A 17,088-nucleotide genomic window follows, 5' to 3' on the forward strand; every position below is an offset into this window, starting at 1 on the left:
CAGTTTCTCTTTTTTATTATCTTTTATATTACTATACGCCGCTGGCGTGCAAAATTTTTTATTATTAGGTGTTTATTCAAAATATGAGGTTTAAAAAGTAGGGGGCGCACAAAATTATATTTTGTGGTGATTATTTTTAGGGTGTTAAAGGCGTAACTATTTAGGCAAAAAAAACCGCCAAAAAGGCGGTTTAAAGGTCTACACAACACAATTAAATGTTTTACCTTATTGGGTTATTTTAATAACGCCAACACATCAAAGCAGGCACCCATAGTATGGTAATCCGTTTTACCAATTGGGCTTTTCATGGTATCTATTTTTTTGTTATCTACGGTTAAAATTCTAAACCACGCACCGTATTGATGATCAACTAAGTGCTGCCACGAGTACTGCCAAATTTTGTCATACCACTGCTGGTATTTTTCATCCCCTGTGGTTTCATAAAGGTAGGCCGCACAGCACAGTGTTTCGGCTTGCACCCAAAAGTACTTGTCGTCATCGCATATGCTTTTATCTGGCGCAAATCCGTAACAAATACCGCCGTGTTGTTTATCCCACGCAACGTCTATTGAATTATCAAATAACGCTTGAGCGCGCTCTACAAGCCAAGTTTGTGGCTTATGCTTATTTAAAAACATTAGTAGTTTTGACCACTCAGTTTGGTGACCTGGCTGAAAACCCCACGGGCGAAACAAATTTTTAGGATCGTCTTTGTTATACTCTAAATCAACCTGCCAATTTATATCGTAGTGCTCCCAAATAAGCCCACCCATTAAATTAGCTTGGCGATTAACCATGTTATCGGCCAATGTGAGTGCGCGATTTAAAAATAGCTCATCTTGAGTTGCTTCATAAGCGGCAATAAGTGCTTCGCACGTATGCATATTGGCATTTTGCCCGCGATACGGATCGCACTTAGTAAAGTCACTGTTGTGCTGATCTTTATATAAACACGCTTTTGCATCCCAAAAATGCGTTTCCATTGTTTGAAATGTATCGTTTAGATATTCGCGCGCCTCTGTAACACCTACGCGGTATGCCCAACTGTAGGCTAAAATCACGAACGCAAAGCCATAGCAGTGGTTGGTATCATCAAGTACAGTGGCGTTACCTTGCTCAACACTCAATAACCAATTGTAACCGCCTGTTTGCTCAACAAAGTGGTGCTTACGAATAAACTCAATACCCGATTTAACACGGTTTAGGTACTTTTCGTCATTAAAGGTTTGGTACGCACGTGCATAGTTAAATACAAACCGAGTAGAGCTTACTAGGTGGCGAGTTTGCTTATCAAATACCTCACCATTATCCGAAAAGTTTTGGTAAAAACCGCCGTGTTCGTCGTCTATGTTTGGCTCGTAAAACGCCAGCGTATCGGCAATATGTTGTGTTAAAAATTCGCGGCTTTTAAAGTTATCAGGTGTGTGGCTCATAGTGCGCTCCTAAAATCGTTAAGCGATTTTTCGTTAGGAAGAGACGTAAATGCCCCTTTGTAAGATGCTGCATGAGCACCACATAACGAAGCAAATTCAAAAATAGTTGTTAGTGTTTCGGGGTTATTGCAAAGCTTACTAAAAGAGCTAGGTGTCAGGTTTTGTAAGCCTAGTTGATACAGCAATCCACCTACAAACGCATCTCCTGCGGCGGTAGCATCAACCATAGTAACCTTTTTAGGGTGAAGCGTTTGCTTGGCATTTTTGGTATACCAATGCATAGGGTTGCCTGCATCGGTAACCACAAATAACTCACAGCCATTATTGAGAGTGTCGGCTATAAATTCTTCACCCGTTTGCTCACCCGCTAAGTATTCGAGCTCTTCTTTAGAGGCTTTAATAATAGAGCAGTGTTTTAACAGGGGTAAAATGTGTTCACGCGGGTTAGCATTACTAGGCCATAAGTTGAGGCGTAAGTTAATATCAAAACTGACAATTGAGTTATTTTGCTTGGCAAATTCAACCCCATACGCGGTGGTTTTACGTATGCGTTCGTCGGTTAAGGTATTTGAGCAAATATGAAAGATATCGCATTGCTCAAACCATTCACTGCTAAAGTCACTATTAGTAAAGTGCAGATCGGCGGTGTTATCACGGTAAAACTCAAACGTACGGTCGCCGTCCTTATCAAGTGATACAAACGCAAGGGCGGTTTTTGCTTGGTCGGTAAAGCGCATAAAGTCGGTTTTTACGCCTTGCTCTTTTAAGGCGTTATGTAAAAAATCACCAAAGCTGTCGGTGCTTAGCATGCCAGCAAAGTAGGCGTTACCACCTAGCTTTGCAATGGCTACGCTTACGTTTGCAGGCGCACCGCCTGCAAACTTAGTAAACGCTTCGTGCTCGCTGTTGTTTTGGCTTAATTTACCAGAGAGTAAATCAACCAATACTTCACCAAAACATATTGTGTGTTTCATAATGCTGCCTTAGTTATTAATCAAGTAGCCAATGCAGCGCAATAGCGGCTGTCCATGAGAAATCTTTACCACCACAGCCAGCGCCTGTTTCTGGGTTAAAATATTCGTAGTAACCCGATTTAAGCACTAAATCGCGCGTGTCGTCCTGAATTTTATCAGCAGTGGTTACAAACCCTGCTTCTTTAAGGCCGATGGCTATCATCCAGTTAATGTGTAACCAAATAGGGCCGCGCCAGTAACGTTGTGGTTCGTATTTTTCTTCTTTAGGGTGGGTAGATGCCACACTAAATTGACTCGACTCAATAAAATCTTCTGTTGCGGTATTTATAATACGCGTTTGCTCGTCAGTTGTTAAACCAGCATAAACGGTTAGTAGTGCCGCCGATGTTTTAACTTTAGCTAGGCTGTTGGTTAACACGTTTTTACAGTAAAAGTATTCGCTTTGCTCACACCATAACGTGTTAATTGCTGCTTGAGTTAGTTCTAGACGCTGTGCTAAATAATCGGTACGAGCATCGTTTAAACCGAGTTGTTCACCCATTTTGAGTAAATCTTTTGTCGCACGGTGCAAAATAGCAATAATACCTAGGTCGTTCATTTTGTACGGGCAGGTTTCGTAAATTACTTTGCTATCAAAATTGTTACGTTTAAAAAAGTCTACTAGGTATAAGAAACGGTCATACTCGCTTTTATGCGGGCGCTGCGACGAATCAACATGGCTGGTGTCGCGGCGGGTGTATTCCCAATCAACACCAGGTACAGCTTCAAGGGCATCATCCCACGATGGGCTGTTATCCATACCCGATTCCCACGGATGATAAGTGACCACTAAGCCTGTGTTTTCAGGATCGCGGTCGTTGTACCACCATAAATGGTAATCAACAACTTGAGAAAATAATGCTTTAACTTTTTGCTTTGCAAGGGTTTTATCTTGTGCGCTGGCAAGCATTTCTTTCATTACTGTTGCCACAACGGGTGGCTGCGAAATAGACGTACTTTTAATTTTTTTATCAGAGCCCCACACATCTGGACCAGGGAAGTAGGTAGTTGAATCTTTATGAAATAAGATATGTGGCACCATGCCATCATCCCACTGGCCTGAAAATAACACATCAATTTCTTGCCACGCACGGCTCTCGTCAGACTTCATCCACCCTAGGGCTGTAATCGCTGAATCCCAGTTCCACTGAAACGGGTAAAGGCCATGCGTAGGGACGGTATAGCCACCTAAATCGTTTGCTATAAGTGTTTTAGTAGCAAGTTCTGTAAGCGATGCCGCTGTGGCTGCATCAAGTTTACCTTTGATTGTAGTAGTCATATTGGGTGCTCTTTGTGTGTTATTTTCGATTTGGATAATATTAAAGCACTCAATATGGGTTGTAAATGTTTTTTTTCTGTGCTTAAATCCTGTTCGAAGTAACAAAAAACTAACATGTATACTTGATTATTTCGCACTTACTTAGCCACACTCTAAGTAATTACACACAGACAACTAGCACAATTGGAGAATACCCGTGAATAAAACTACGATCGCCTCTATTGTATCTTTATGCCTCACACAAGGCGCGTTTGCCGCAGAAGAGACTGCGCCAGATACAGCAAAAAAAGAAAATAACGTTGAACGTATTATCGTCTCTGGTACCAGCAAAGGACGCGTTATTTCAGATACCCCACAGTCAGTAACCTCTATTAGCGAAGATGAGTTAATAAAGCTTTCATCAAGCAGCCAAGCTGATGTATTACGTTATATCCCAGGTATTAAAGTAGAAGGGGGCGGTGGTGAGGTTGGAACAAACCTACAAGTAAGAGGCTTACCTTCATCGGGTCAGTTTCAGTTTACGCCACTGTCGTACGACGGTTCACCTAGTTTGAGTGTTTTTGGCTTAAACTCATCGGCGTTTGATGTGTACTACCGAAACGACTTAGGTATTGAGCGTGTAGAGTTTGTGCGTGGCGGTGTGTCTAACTTATTTGGTCAAGGTTCTGTAGCGGGTATTATTAACTATATTTCTAAAACGGGCAGCGATGATCCGCAAAGTACTGTGCAAATGGAGCTTTCTGATCAGGGCCGTACCCGTTTAGATTTTGCTACAAGCGGGCCGCTAAACGAAGATGGCCTTTATTATGCGCTGTCGGGCTTTTACCGTTACGATGAAGGCCCGTTAGATACAGGGCTTGAGACTAAAGGCACTCAGCTGCGCGGTAATATTCGTAAAGAATTTGATGACGGCTCTGGCTCATTTACTGTGTATGGCCAATACATTGACGACCAAGCGCAGTTTTACCTGCCTATTCCGCTAGATGGCGACAGCCGCGAACGCTTAACTGGTAACGATGGACGCGAAGTGGAGTCATTACAAACTGCTAATGTGTCTAACCTGTCTTACGATACTGCCAATGGTCGTTATGAATCGCCAATTAGTGATGGTGTGGTAACTAAAGGTGGCTCTATTTCAGTGGTGTTTGAAAAAGAGCTCGCTAACGATTTTGCTATTAACATGCGCAGTAAATACGCAAAGTACCAACACGAATTTAATCTATTTTTAGATGGCGACGGTATTATTAATGTACCTGAGAGTCAGGAAGAGTTTTTAGCTAACCGTGGCTTAGGTGATGTAAGCGATGCAGCGTTTACTTACACTGCATCGGGGCAGGCACTTGCAAGCGATGACTTATTATTTGCTAATCGTATTTTAGATAGAGACCGCCCAGCAGAGGATTTCTCTGCCGAATTTAATATTGTTAAAAGTATTTTTGTTGGCGATTTTAGCCACGATATTACCGTAGGTACGTTTTTCTCTCACAGTGAAGCCGATGACGATAACGTTATTACGACCTACTTAGGGGAATTTAACAATAACCCAGAACTGGTTGATTTAACGTACACCAATGCCGATGGTGATGTTGTTCAGTACACACAAAATGGTATTAGTGGCCCAGGTATTTCTTACACCAACCAAACAATTAGCGCTACCCGTCGTGCGCTTTATGTAGCGGACCAAATGGAAAGCGATGATTGGATTATCGACTTTGGTGTTCGTTATGAAGAAATTGACGGCAAAATTAGCCGTGAAGGCAGCCAAGTTGTACAAATTTCTGATGATCCATCACTTGCGCCTAATTTACAGGTAAACACCACAGGCAGTGGTGTAATGACCTACGGCGAAGTAGACACCTCTGAATTTGCAGTATCGGGTGCAGCATTATACCGCTTAACCGATAACTTAAACGTATATGCGAATGCATCTCGCGGGTTTTTCTTCCCAGAAATTAGAGGGATTCAGTTTAACGATTTAGGTGAGCCTGCCAGCTACGAAGCCGAAATTGTTGAACAAGGCGAGCTTGGTATTAAGTTTTTTGATAACGACTTTAGCGGTAGCATTGCGTTATTTAGAACCGACTTAAAAGACAGACGCAGCGTAGATTTTGTTAACGATGGCAACGGTGGGGTATTAGAGCTGCCTGTTATGCAATCAACCAAAGCAACGGGTGTGGAGCTTACGGGTCGCTACGATATTACCGACGAGTGGGCGGTTGATGCCAACATGACCTACACTGACCACGAATTTACTGAGTTTGACTCAGACCCTTCTATTATTGGTAACGAGTTACGTCGTAAACCAAAAGTATTATTTAACTCTTCTATAAGCTACACCGCAGATAATTGGGATGCTGCTTTGTATCATAACTTTACAGGTAAAAACTTTGCTAACGATGCAAACTCTGTAGAGCTTGATTCATTCCACTTGTTTAGATTTGATGCGGGTTATAACTGGCAAATCGCCCCAGAGCAAACCGTACGATTAAGCGTAGGGGTATTTAATTTGTTTGACTCTGATGGTGTTACCGAAGGCTCGCCGCGTTTAGGCAACAGTCAAACGTCAGACAATCCTTACTTTGTAGGCCGTCCAATTCTCCCACGACGCGTTACATTTAGAGTCAAATACGACTTTTAAATAAATGCTTTACGCCTATTAACCTGTTTTGGGGTTAATAGGCTTTTTGCATTGTGATGCATTTTTCAGCTAAGTTAGCGATAGGCTTGTTTTTAGGGACTGTTTTAGAAGTAAGCATGTAGCTGTTTAGTTTTTTATTTTTGAGAAGGCGCTGTGTTTTCTTAATGTGAATACGCGAAATAATTATGAATATATTAGATTTTTCAATAGTTGCTCTTTACCTTGGTGCCTTATTGGTAATGGGGTTTATGCTACGCGAACAAACCAATAAAAGTGATTACTTTTTAGGAGGCAAAAGCTTAGGGTGGAAACCTTTAGCTTTGTCGGTAATGGCCACTCAGCTTTCGGCTATTAGCTTTATTTCGGCTCCTGCATTTGTTGGTTTGCGTGAAGGCGGTGGTATGCAATGGCTCTCGTATGAGTTAGGTGTGCCGCTGGCGATGATTTTAATTTTAGCGACTATTTTACCTAAGCTTTATAAAAGCGGCATTGTAAGTATTTATGATTACTTAGAAATGCGCTTTGGTCGTTCTACCCGTGTGCTTATTAGTGTGGTGTTTCAGTTTAGCCGCGCATTTGCCACCGGCATTATGATTTATGCGGTATCGCTTATTCTCCAAGGCACCATGGGCATAGAAGCATGGCAAGCCATTGTGCTTACCGGCGTGATCACGGTGTTATATTCACTGCAAGGCGGTATGAAAGCCGTGGTGTATGGTGATGCAATTCAAATGATCATCATTGTACTAGGTACTATTGCTTGTATTGGCTTTGGACTTTATCACTTAGGTGGGGTTGATACCTTTATTGCTAATGTTGATTCGAGCCGGTTAGAAGCCATAAAATTTGATTCGTTTGGATTTAGTGGCGATGGTTTTGGCTTTTTACCTATGATTTTTGGTGGTGTGGTGCTTTACGCCTCTTACTATGGGTGTGACCAAACACAAGCGCAACGTGCACTTAGTGCAAAAGATCCTAAAAACTTACGCTACATGATTTTAGCCAACGGCGTAGTACGTTTTCCTATTACTATTTTATATTGTGTGTCGGGCTTAATTGTAGGCACACTGGCTATGAGCAATCCTGAATTTTTAGCCAAAATTCCAGCCGATAACCCAGATTGGATGATGCCAATCTTTATTTTAGATTACTTACCACATGGCTTAATTGGTTTATTAGTGGTGGCTATTTTATCTGCGGCTATGTCATCACTTAGCTCTGCTATTAACTCGCTTTCGGCGGTAAGTATTGAAGACTACAGCCGTATTTCAAATAAAGAGCTAGACCAACCAACCTACTTAAAATTGGCTAAATACTTAGGGCTTATTTGGGGTGCAATTACGTTAATTTTATCGCTTTATGCCGGTGATATAGCGCCAACTATTATTGAAGCCATTAACAAAGTAGGGTCGTTATTTTATGGCCCAATACTGGCGGTATTTTTAATTGCCGTAGTTAGTAAGCGCAGTGCTGCGCTGCATGCAAACATAGGCTTAATTAGTGGTGTGTTAATTAACTTGTTGGTGTCGGTATTTGCGCCAGACGTATTTTGGTTTTGGTGGAACTTTATTGGCTTTGTGGCCACTGCGGTGATTACGCTTACGACAAGCATTGCGATTCCACGCGAAGTAAACGAGGTTGCTAAAGCGCAAAACGCTGAGACTATCTCAAACTCAATTTTAACCGGTAAAGATATCGTTATGCTGCTTAGCATGTTTGTTGTGATGGTATAAATTTGCCTTGCTATTCCATCAATTTTTTCGTGAGCGTTAACCCATGGATTCTAAAAAGTCATTTTTAATCGATTTATTTACCACGGCGGTAAATGCCTGTAAACCCAGTGCGTGTATGAGCAAGTACTTGGAAAATATAGATGCCAGTAATGGTTTATGTGTGGTGGGCGCCGGTAAGGCCGCCGCCGAAATGGCCGCAGAGGTTAACCGTTTTTATGGTGATAAATGCTTTGGTGCGGTAGTGACACGTTACGGCTACGAAAGTGCCGGCGATACTGGGCGCATTAAAGTACTTAGTGCTAATCACCCAACGCCAGATGATAACAGCTTAGCAGCGGGTAAAGAGTTATTGGCGCTTGTAAAAAATAACCCGGCCTATATTCCTATTTTGTTTATTATATCAGGCGGCGGCTCGTCGCTTATGTGTTTGCCGGTAGATGATGTGCCGTTTGAGCAAAAGCAGGCGCTTAATCAGTTTTTACTTAAAAGCGGTGCAAGCGTTGATGAAATTAACGTTGTGCGCAAACAGCTCTCGCTTGTTAAAGGCGGTAAGTTAGCACAAGCGGCTAAATCGGATTATGTCACGCTGATTATTTCGGATGTAGTAGGGGATAAGCCAAGTGACATTGCATCAGGCCCCACAATTAGCGATAACAGCACTAAAGCCGATGCGCTGGCTATTTTACAAAAGTACAACTGGCCGGTTATTAACGAAATTGAAGCGCATTTATTAAAGCCTGAGCAACCACGCGCAGCTGATACTCAAGGCAAACACTTTATTGTAGCTAATGCCCAGCACGCGATTGACAGTGCTATTGATGTAGCGCAGCACCAAGGCTGGGATACGCAAGTACTTGGGTACGACATTCAAGGTGAGGCAAAAGAGGTTGCCCGCGCACATGCTAAAATTGCCCTTGAGCAAAAAGCGCAAGGTAAGCGCGTTATGTTGTTCTCTGGCGGTGAGCTTACAGTAACGGTAGCCGATGTTTATGGCGATGGTGGCCCTAATCAAGAGTACTTAATGGCATTGGCAGAGGCGCTTAACGGTGAGGCGGGCATTTATGCCATAGCGTGTGATACCGATGGTGTAGATGGCAGTAAAGACGTTGCCGGTGCGTATATAAATAGCAGCACGATTGCGCGCGCACTTGATGCTGGCGAAAACTTACACGCTCAGTTAGAAGGCCATAATAGCCATCAGTTTTTTAAAGCCATTGATGATTTAATTATTACTGGGCCAACCAATACTAACGTTAACGATTTTAGAGTGATAGTGATTGAGTAGGCGCGCTCGCCTACTTGTTCTTTAAAGTGGTTTAACGTAACCTTGTGCTCCAATTTTATTAGGGTTAATAGCTATGTTTTCGCTAAATAACAGTAACTTATTACGCTCAGGATTTGAGCTTGGAAAAGGCGATAAACTTTTTCAAGACATTGAGCGTGATATTATTAAGGTGGTTTTTTGGGAGCAGTGTGTAACACAAAGTCATATTGTGAGCGCCACCCGAATTCCGCAGCAAACTGTCTCGCGTTTACTTAAATCGTTAACTCAGCATGGCGTAATAATGCAAACCGATACGCTTATCCCTAATAAAAAGGGTAAGCCTGGGTTTGGTATTGCGCTTAACCCCGAATACGGCTTTACCTTTGGTTTAGCTATTTTGCTTGATGCTATTTCTGTAGCGGTCATGGATTTTACCGGCAAAGTTATTTACACCCATATGCAGCTTATGTCAGACATGAGTATTAATAACGTACTTAAAAGTGCGCAAAAGCTGGTGGACGATATAAGCGCAGAGCATAACATTGCGAGCGAAAAAGTGCTGGGAATGGGCGTGGGTATATCGGGCTTTTTTAGTTCTATGGACGGTAAAATGAATACCCACCATATGCTAGAGGAGTGGTCGCAGGTTGATATTATCGATATTGTCTCTAAGCACTTTCAACTCCCTACGTGGGTGGTGAATGACGCTACAGGCGCCGCCGCTGGCGAAGGGGTTGCAGGTATAGGCCGCGAGTATAAAAACTTTGTTTATATGTTTGTCTCGGCGGCATTTGGTGGCGGAATCGTAAATAACGGCGATGTATTGCGTGGTACTTACGGTAATGCTGGCGAGCTTGGCGATATGTTACCGCCAAAGTTATACGCTCATCCCAATTTAGAGTTACTAAAGCGCATTTTGAAAAAAAATGGTGTAGTGGTTGATTCAATTTACGACTTGCACGATAACTTTGACCCAGAATGGCCAGGCGTTGAAGAGTGGCTATTTAAAGTTCAAGACTCGTTTGATTTAGTAGCAACTTGTTGCTCGGCGCTATTAGATGCAGAAGCGATTATTATTGGCGGCCATATACCTAAAGAGCTGGCCGAAAAAGTAATAGCGCGTACTGAGGTTTACGCACAATTTAGACGCGGTGCTAAACGCCCAATGCCTAAGCTGGTGGTCTCAAACATTAATAACTTTCCGGTCTCCATTGGTGCAGCCACTTTGCCATTTAGAGAGCTGTGTTTGTAGCTTAATAATAGAAACTTTAAAACAAAAAGCCGATATTGATTTATACAATATCGGCTTTTTTAGTATTTAAACCTACTCCTTAACTAAGTGTTATGGCGAATGGGTTTTACTCTTCAACGAACGGTTCACCTTCTGTCATCCACTTAGCTGCTGGCTTGCCTTTTAAGTAATGGTCAAAGTACTGCATCATACGCACTGAAAAATCGACCTGATTAGGAAACTTTTTCAAATGATGTGGTTCACCTTCGTATTGTAAAAAGGTGGCGTCTTTACCCGCACGGCGCAGGGCTAAGTAATATTGCACGCCTTCGTGCCAAGGCACTGCGTCGTCTTTATCCCCAAACATAATTAAAATAGGGGTATTTACTTTATCGGCAAAAAACACTGGTGAGTTTTCGATGTATAGCTCGGGTGCTTCAAATAAATTTTTACCTATGCGGCTTTGCCCCGTTTCGTACTGAAATTGACGCGCAAGACCCGACTTTAAACGTATGCCGCTGTAGGCGCTGGTCATATTTGATACCGGCGCGCCCGATACAACCGCTTTAAACATATCTGTTTGAGTGATCATAAACGCACTTTGATAACCTGCCCATGAATGCCCTTGTAGGCCTATTTTATCTGGGTCGGCTATGCCTAAATCTATTAATTTTTGGGTAGCGTTGATCATGGTTTGCGTTGACGATTTACCTGGGTGGCCTATTTCAAAGCGAATGTCAGGTAAAAAGATTGCATAACCATTTGAGGTAAACATAGGGAAGTTAGGACGATGATTTAGCTCCATTTTAGGAAAGTCATACATGCGCTGGCTCATATAGCGGTAAAAATACACAACAACGGGCACTTTATCGCCTTTTTTGTAACCTGCAGGTTTAATTAATACCCCTTGTAGGTCTTCGCCATCAAAGCCTTTGTAGCTAATTAGCTCAGGCTTTTCGCCCCAGGAAAAATCCGCCATTTGTGGGTTTAAGTTGGTAACTTTTTTAGGCGCTGTAAAGCTAAAGTCGCTTTGGTAGTAATCAGGAAACTGATGATAAGTTTGCTCGGTAAAGAGGTATTTATCGGCATGTTTTGCCTTTTTAACTACATCAATACGTTTTTTGCCACTCAGTACGTTAGTAACCGTCTGTGAGGCTAAATCAAGCTTGGCTACTTCACGTTGCTTTGATTGTAAGTTAACGGCTGATACAAGTAATGTATCGTTTTGGGCAAAGCCTACTTGGTTTTTATCAAGCTTAATAACGCGATATTGCGTATTGCTTGGTTTACCATTAGTTAAACGCTCAGCGCGTTGAGTGTTGACATTAAACGCCCAAATATCGTATTTGCTATAAACCAATACTTGGCTGCTGTTATTTAACCAACCTGCAAATCCATAGCCAGGTTGCGGTGATGGATAGTCGTGTTTGTCATCGGCAAAAGTGGCATTAATAGCTTTGCTAAGAGCGGTAACTTTGTTGGTTTTTAAATCTTTAAGTTGTACTTGGCTTTGTGCAAAGTAGGCAGCGTAGCGCCCATTAGGCGCAAGGCTTGGTGTAAACGGTGAGTTTTTAATAATGGGAGTTTGCTCACCGGTATTAATGTTTATGCTGTAGTAGTCGGCAAAAAAGCCACCGTACATAATTTTTTCTAGGTGGGCTTGGTTAGAGTAGCCTAATACACTTTGGCTACGATTAGTGTTAAGCGCTAAATCGCTGACTTTTTCATTGCTTAGTTGTACTGCTTTTTGGCTTTTTAAATGAAAAACAGCGCTGTAATGGCGGTTTTTATTAACCTTGTTCCACTGTTGTTCTTCTCGTGGTTTTATTTGGGCATCGTTGTTGTGCCACACGTTTAGCGCTTTATGTTCACGAATCGTGTCAAAGTCATACAGTGATGCTTGGTCGGTGTACTCTTTTGCTTTTATTTTAGCGGCCAGCTTTGGGTGGTTTTCAAAATATAAGCGCTCGCCATTTTCAGACCAGCTAATCGATGCTGTTTTACCTATAACCCATTCTTTATTAGGGGAGTCGATAGTGCTAAGGGTGTTATTTTGCCAAAGCTTTAGAGAGTATTGCCTGCGACGCTCATCATCGTTTACGTAGTTACCGAGGTTAAATGCGGCTATTTCTTTATCAGGGTGCCAACTAATTGATTGTGCAACCACGCCTGGCTCATCAATTAATACGCTTTGCGCAAAGTTATTATTAAGCTCAAGCAGTACAAGCTGATTGTTGTTGCCATCACTAAAGCTTTGGCTGGCAAGTAGCTGAGCGCCACTTGGGCTTAGCGCATAACTAAATACATTATTTAAGCTGTGGGTGGTGCTGTTTTTTAAGTTTATTATTACTAGCTCAAAGCTTTTATCTTTTTTATCTGGTGTGATAGCGCTTTTTTCTTCGCTGTTATCTTCAGCAGGTGTGTCTTTTTCTGCTTTTTTATCAACTCGATAAGCAAGCCACTGGCCATTGTTACCTAAAACATAGTCTTTTACGTCAGCAAATTGCTGTTTTTCGCCGGTTTGGGTATTTACTAAAATGAGGTTGTTTTTAAGTGATGACTTTTTCTCGCTGGTCTCTTGCTCAAGCAGGGTGGGTACTTGTGTAAATGCCACCCAATTAGCCGCTTTGTTAATAAAGGGCTTAGTGCCGCGCTCCACGGTGCTAATAAGGGTATTTGTTGTTAAGTCATAAACTTGCCCATTTGCATTGCCACGGTAGGGTTTAGCGCTAAAGCTGAGGATTTTACCATCATCTGAAAGTTGGGTGTTTTTTGCGTACTTAAAATCGAATACGTCTTTAAATTCTAATGGCTTTTGAGCCCAAGCAGCCGGGCTCGCTAAGCTTGCAAGCAGTGCTGAGCTTAAAAAGGTGAGCGTTGTTTTCATTATTGATTCTCGTTTTTCACAGTACTTTTAATGTAATAAGTATTGTAGCGAGTTTGGTTTATATTTCGAGCGGATCAGATAAGCGGTATAAGAAAAGGGACGAAAGGGTAAACGTTAGCGCGATTAACTAGCGCTAACGGTAAAATAATAAAGTAAGGTTATAACCAAATTTTTTGTAGTTCAGGCCATTGTTTTTCAAATTGCGAACTTGGCTTTACTTTAAAGTCGCTGCGTACAAACTGGTTCATTTTACCTTCAACATAGGCTAGTAAAAAGTTAGCAAGGGTTAGTTCATCGCTTTGAAAGGTTTTACCTTCACGAAGTTTGCGCTCGCGCAGTACTTGTTTAAATTGCGTTTCTAGCTTTTCGAATAGCCCTTGTACACGTTCGCGTAAACGCTCTTGCTCGCCTTGTAGGGCGTCGCCGGTAAGTATGCGTGTAATACCTGGGTTTTTTTCTGCGAACGTTAGTAGCAACAACAAAATATTATAAACGCGTGTTTGGCTTTCTTTTTCGTTTTCTAAAATAAGGTTAATGCGCGATAAAAGCGTGTCTTCGATAAACTCTATTAGGCCTTCAAACATGCGTGCTTTACTTGGAAAGTGACGGTAAAGCGCAGCTTCAGACACGCCCACTTCAGCAGCAAGCTTTGCAGTTGTAATCCGTTGTCCTGGGCTGGTTTCTAACATTTGCGCGAGGGCTTGCAGTATTTGCTCTTTGCGATTACTTCTTTTTGTCGCAGGCATGAACCTTCCTTTTTTATTTGTTATTTTTAGCTGCTAATCATTTTTTGTTCAAATGAGTGGCTTATGTTAATGTTTTATTCAGTTTGTTTCCAGCACTTTATAGTTGCTTAGCAAGTTGTTTAATTACCTCAAGAGCAATGCGTGTTTTACTATTTACCGCAAGTGCTAACTGCTCATTTTGCCAGTAAAGTGTTAAAGCATTGTGATCGGAATTAAACCCTAAACCACTTTGCGATACATCGTTAGCGCAGATCATATCGAGATTTTTATTTTTAAGTTTACCCTTTGCATAGCTCTCCACATTTTGCGTTTCAGCAGCAAAACCCACAGTGTAAGGGCGGTTTTGCGTTAAGTTTGCCACGGCGGCTATTACATCGGGGTTTTTAACAAGGGTGAGGGTAAGCTCATCGCCTTGTTTTTTCATTTTTTGAGTTGCTACATTAGCCGCTCTATAATCGGCTACGGCTGCACAGCCAATAAAAGCATCAGAGAGTGGGGCATAGGTTAATGACTCATTTAATAGCTGCTCAGCGCTTTCAATGTTTATTAAATTAACGCCAACAGGGGCCTTGATAGTGACAGGCCCTGAAATTAAATTGACATGAGCGCCAAGCTTTAAAGCGGCCTCGGCCAGGGCAAAGCCCATTTTTCCAGAGCTGTGATTAGAGATAAAACGCACAGGGTCAAGCGGTTCGCGGGTTGGCCCTGCCGTAATTGTAATGGTTTTACCTGCTAATAACTGCGGCTGCTCTGTAGCAGTGCACAAAGCCACAAGCTCATGCGGCTCTAGCATGCGCCCAGCACCTACATCGCCACACGCTTGCTCACCTTTGCCCGGGCCCCAAATAAGTACGTCACGTGCTTTTAAAGTGGCTAAATTTGCTTGTGTTGCAGGGTGTGCATACATTTGCTGGTTCATTGCTGGGGCTATTGCCACTTTAGCAGGGGTTGCCAGTAATAGTGTGGTAAGTAAATCATCGGCTATGCCTGCGGCCATTTTGGCAATGGTATTACTCGTTGCAGGCGCGACTAAAATTAAATCAGCCCATTTGGCAAATTCTATGTGGCCCATTGCAGCCTCTGCTGAGGGGTCAAGTAATGAATCAGACACCATTTCACCACTCACCGCTTGCATGGTTAATGGGGTTATAAAATGTTTAGCTGACTCGCTCATAACTACTTTTACTTCGCAACCTGCCTCTTTTAAGCGCCTAACGAGCTCTGCACATTTATAGGCCGCAATGCCGCCGGTGATGCCAAGTACGATTTTTTTGTTTGTTAAGTTAGTCATGAGTGTTTTTTGCTTGAGTGTATATGCAGGCTAAAATAACAAATCTTTGTGCTTTGAGCTAAGTTTTTAGGATTAAATAATCAGGCTAATTTTAAAAATTGCATTACAGTTATAAGACTGTTTTTTAATCATCAAGGATGAATAATGCAATTAACATCGTTACCTAACTCACTTCGCCCACGCGAAAAACTCATTGCAAAAGGCCCTAAAGCATTGACCGATGCTGAGTTATTAGCGATATTTTTGCGTACGGGCTTACCCGGTATGAATGTGATTGAGCTTGCACAGCACCTGCTTAACGAAAACAAAACATTGCATAATTTATTTAACGCCAGCCAAGATGAGTTTTGCGCACAAAAAGGGTTAGGGATGGCAAAATATGTGCAATTGCAAGCGGTGCTTGAGCTGAGCCAGCGTTACATGCAGGAGCGTTGCCAGCGCGATGCGGTGTTTAATTCGCCAAATGCGGTGTATGAATATTTAACGCTGCAAATGCGTGGGCTACAGCAAGAAGTGTTTATGGTGCTTTATCTCGATAGCCAAAACCGTTTAGTAAAAGACGAAATTTTGTTTTATGGCACGATAAACTCAGCCAGCGTTTACCCCAGAGAAGTTCTAAAAGCGGCCTTAAAAAATAATGCTGCGGCCATTATTTTGGCACACAATCACCCAAGCGGGATTGCTGAACCAAGCCAAGCAGATAAACTTATCACTAATAAATTACAACAAGCACTGCAATTAGTAGACATAAATGTGCTTGATCACATCATTGTAGGAGGAGAAACGTGTGTTTCTTTTGCACAGCGAGGCTTGATTTAAGGTTGCTTGATGAATAAGTGTGTTAAAAATGAGCGGTTTGGACGGTTTTAGCAAATTAGTTTAATTTAAATGCAGTTTTTACTTTCCCTAAGGGCATTCGATCTTTATAATTAGCCGCTATCAAATTTACATATGAGCTGGTTGGATAGATCAGTATTTGATCTTTGCCTGTAAAAGCTGTATAAAGAGCGCCCTTCGATTTATCTAGGGCACAAATACATGGCCTTAGGTTAAATTAAGCTCGAGCGAAGTTATTGGAGATATATAGACATGTCTAAAGTATGTCAAGTTACAGGTAAGCGTCCAACGGTTGGTAATCACCGTTCACACGCGAGAAACGCGACTAGACGTCGTTTCCTACCTAACCTACAAACACACCGTTTTTGGGTTGAAAGTGAAAAACGTTTTGTAACACTACGCACTACTACTAAAGGTATGCGTATTATCGATAAAAAAGGCATCGACGCGGTACTTACAGATATCCGTGCTCGCGGCGAAAAAGTTTAAGGAACTGAATCATGCGCGATAAAATCCGTTTAGTTTCAACTGCTGGTACTGGTTTTTTCTACACTACCGACAAAAACAAGCGTAACATGCCTGAAAAGATGGAAATCAAAAAGTTCGATCCTAAGGCTCGTAAACATGTGATTTTCAAAGAAGCTAAAATCAAGTAATTTAGTTTTCTTTCAGAATTGTAAAAACCCAGCTTATGCTGGGTTTTTTGTTTTTAGCACTTATCAATATTAAACAGCCC

Annotated in this window: 13 protein-coding genes; 7 read left to right on the forward strand and 6 right to left on the reverse strand. The window is 42.0% G+C overall.

The features are described 5' to 3' along the window. Nucleotides 1-233: 233 nt before the first annotated feature. From MSC25_RS14115 to MSC25_RS14125, 3 genes are read right to left on the reverse strand one after another with little or no spacing between them, the layout of a single operon-like run. Nucleotides 234-1,433 (reverse strand): AGE family epimerase/isomerase, encoded by a 1,200-nt coding sequence (locus tag MSC25_RS14115; protein ID WP_248443795.1) that lies wholly within the window; start codon nt 1,431-1,433, stop codon nt 234-236. Further along, nucleotides 1,430-2,407 carry a carbohydrate kinase gene (locus tag MSC25_RS14120; RefSeq protein ID WP_248443796.1) on the reverse strand — a complete coding sequence of 326 codons (978 nt, stop codon included), beginning with the start codon at nt 2,405-2,407 and terminating at the stop codon, nt 1,430-1,432. Before MSC25_RS14120 ends, MSC25_RS14115 begins: the two co-directional genes overlap by 4 nt. 16 nt (nt 2,408-2,423) lie before the next feature. Beyond that, nucleotides 2,424-3,725 carry a trehalase family glycosidase gene (locus MSC25_RS14125; protein WP_248443797.1) on the reverse strand — a complete coding sequence of 434 codons (1,302 nt, stop codon included), beginning with the start codon at nt 3,723-3,725 and terminating at the stop codon, nt 2,424-2,426. A gap of 196 nt (nt 3,726-3,921) precedes the next feature. Here MSC25_RS14125 and MSC25_RS20360 point away from each other — a divergent pair, with 196 nt between their 5' ends. From MSC25_RS20360 to MSC25_RS14145, 4 genes are all read left to right on the forward strand, one after another. Continuing rightward, nucleotides 3,922-6,363: a TonB-dependent receptor gene (locus tag MSC25_RS20360; protein WP_096740190.1), complete on the forward strand. Its 2,442-nt coding sequence runs from the start codon at nt 3,922-3,924 to the stop codon at nt 6,361-6,363. Nucleotides 6,364-6,548: 185 nt separating this feature from the next. Next, entirely contained in the window at nt 6,549-8,096 is a 1,548-nt protein-coding gene (locus MSC25_RS14135) for a sodium:solute symporter (protein ID WP_248443798.1), read from the forward strand. Between the two features lie 43 nt (nt 8,097-8,139). Further along, nucleotides 8,140-9,381 (forward strand): DUF4147 domain-containing protein, encoded by a 1,242-nt coding sequence (locus tag MSC25_RS14140; RefSeq protein WP_248443799.1) that lies wholly within the window; start codon nt 8,140-8,142, stop codon nt 9,379-9,381. Between the two features lie 73 nt (nt 9,382-9,454). Then, entirely contained in the window at nt 9,455-10,612 is a 1,158-nt protein-coding gene (locus MSC25_RS14145; RefSeq protein WP_248443800.1) for an ROK family transcriptional regulator, read from the forward strand. 106 nt (nt 10,613-10,718) lie between these two features. On the opposite strand, the gene MSC25_RS14150 is transcribed toward MSC25_RS14145, so the two are convergent. From MSC25_RS14150 to coaBC, 3 genes are all read right to left on the reverse strand, one after another. Beyond that, nucleotides 10,719-13,478 (reverse strand): prolyl oligopeptidase family serine peptidase, encoded by a 2,760-nt coding sequence (locus tag MSC25_RS14150; protein WP_248443801.1) that lies wholly within the window; start codon nt 13,476-13,478, stop codon nt 10,719-10,721. 158 nt (nt 13,479-13,636) lie between these two features. Further along, nucleotides 13,637-14,224, reverse strand: a complete 588-nt coding sequence (gene slmA / locus MSC25_RS14155; protein ID WP_004587943.1) for a nucleoid occlusion factor SlmA — start codon at nt 14,222-14,224, stop codon at nt 13,637-13,639. 97 nt (nt 14,225-14,321) lie between these two features. Next, a complete protein-coding gene (gene coaBC, locus MSC25_RS14160) occupies nt 14,322-15,515 on the reverse strand; it encodes a bifunctional phosphopantothenoylcysteine decarboxylase/phosphopantothenate--cysteine ligase CoaBC (protein ID WP_004587944.1) in 1,194 nt (397 codons plus the stop codon). A 144-nt stretch (nt 15,516-15,659) separates the two neighbouring features. Here coaBC and radC point away from each other — a divergent pair, with 144 nt between their 5' ends. From radC to rpmG, 3 genes are all read left to right on the forward strand, one after another. Further along, nucleotides 15,660-16,334, forward strand: coding sequence for a DNA repair protein RadC (radC, locus tag MSC25_RS14165; RefSeq protein ID WP_024033348.1), 675 nt, complete (start codon nt 15,660-15,662; stop codon nt 16,332-16,334). Nucleotides 16,335-16,604: 270 nt separating this feature from the next. Further along, nucleotides 16,605-16,841 carry a 50S ribosomal protein L28 gene (rpmB, locus tag MSC25_RS14170; protein WP_004587946.1) on the forward strand — a complete coding sequence of 79 codons (237 nt, stop codon included), beginning with the start codon at nt 16,605-16,607 and terminating at the stop codon, nt 16,839-16,841. A gap of 11 nt (nt 16,842-16,852) precedes the next feature. Then, nucleotides 16,853-17,008, forward strand: a complete 156-nt coding sequence (gene rpmG, locus MSC25_RS14175; protein ID WP_004587947.1) for a 50S ribosomal protein L33 — start codon at nt 16,853-16,855, stop codon at nt 17,006-17,008. The last annotated feature ends 80 nt before the right edge of the window (nt 17,009-17,088 follow it).

The organism is Pseudoalteromonas sp. 1CM17D, from assembly GCF_023161805.1.
Lineage (GTDB): Bacteria > Pseudomonadota > Gammaproteobacteria > Enterobacterales > Alteromonadaceae > Pseudoalteromonas > Pseudoalteromonas atlantica.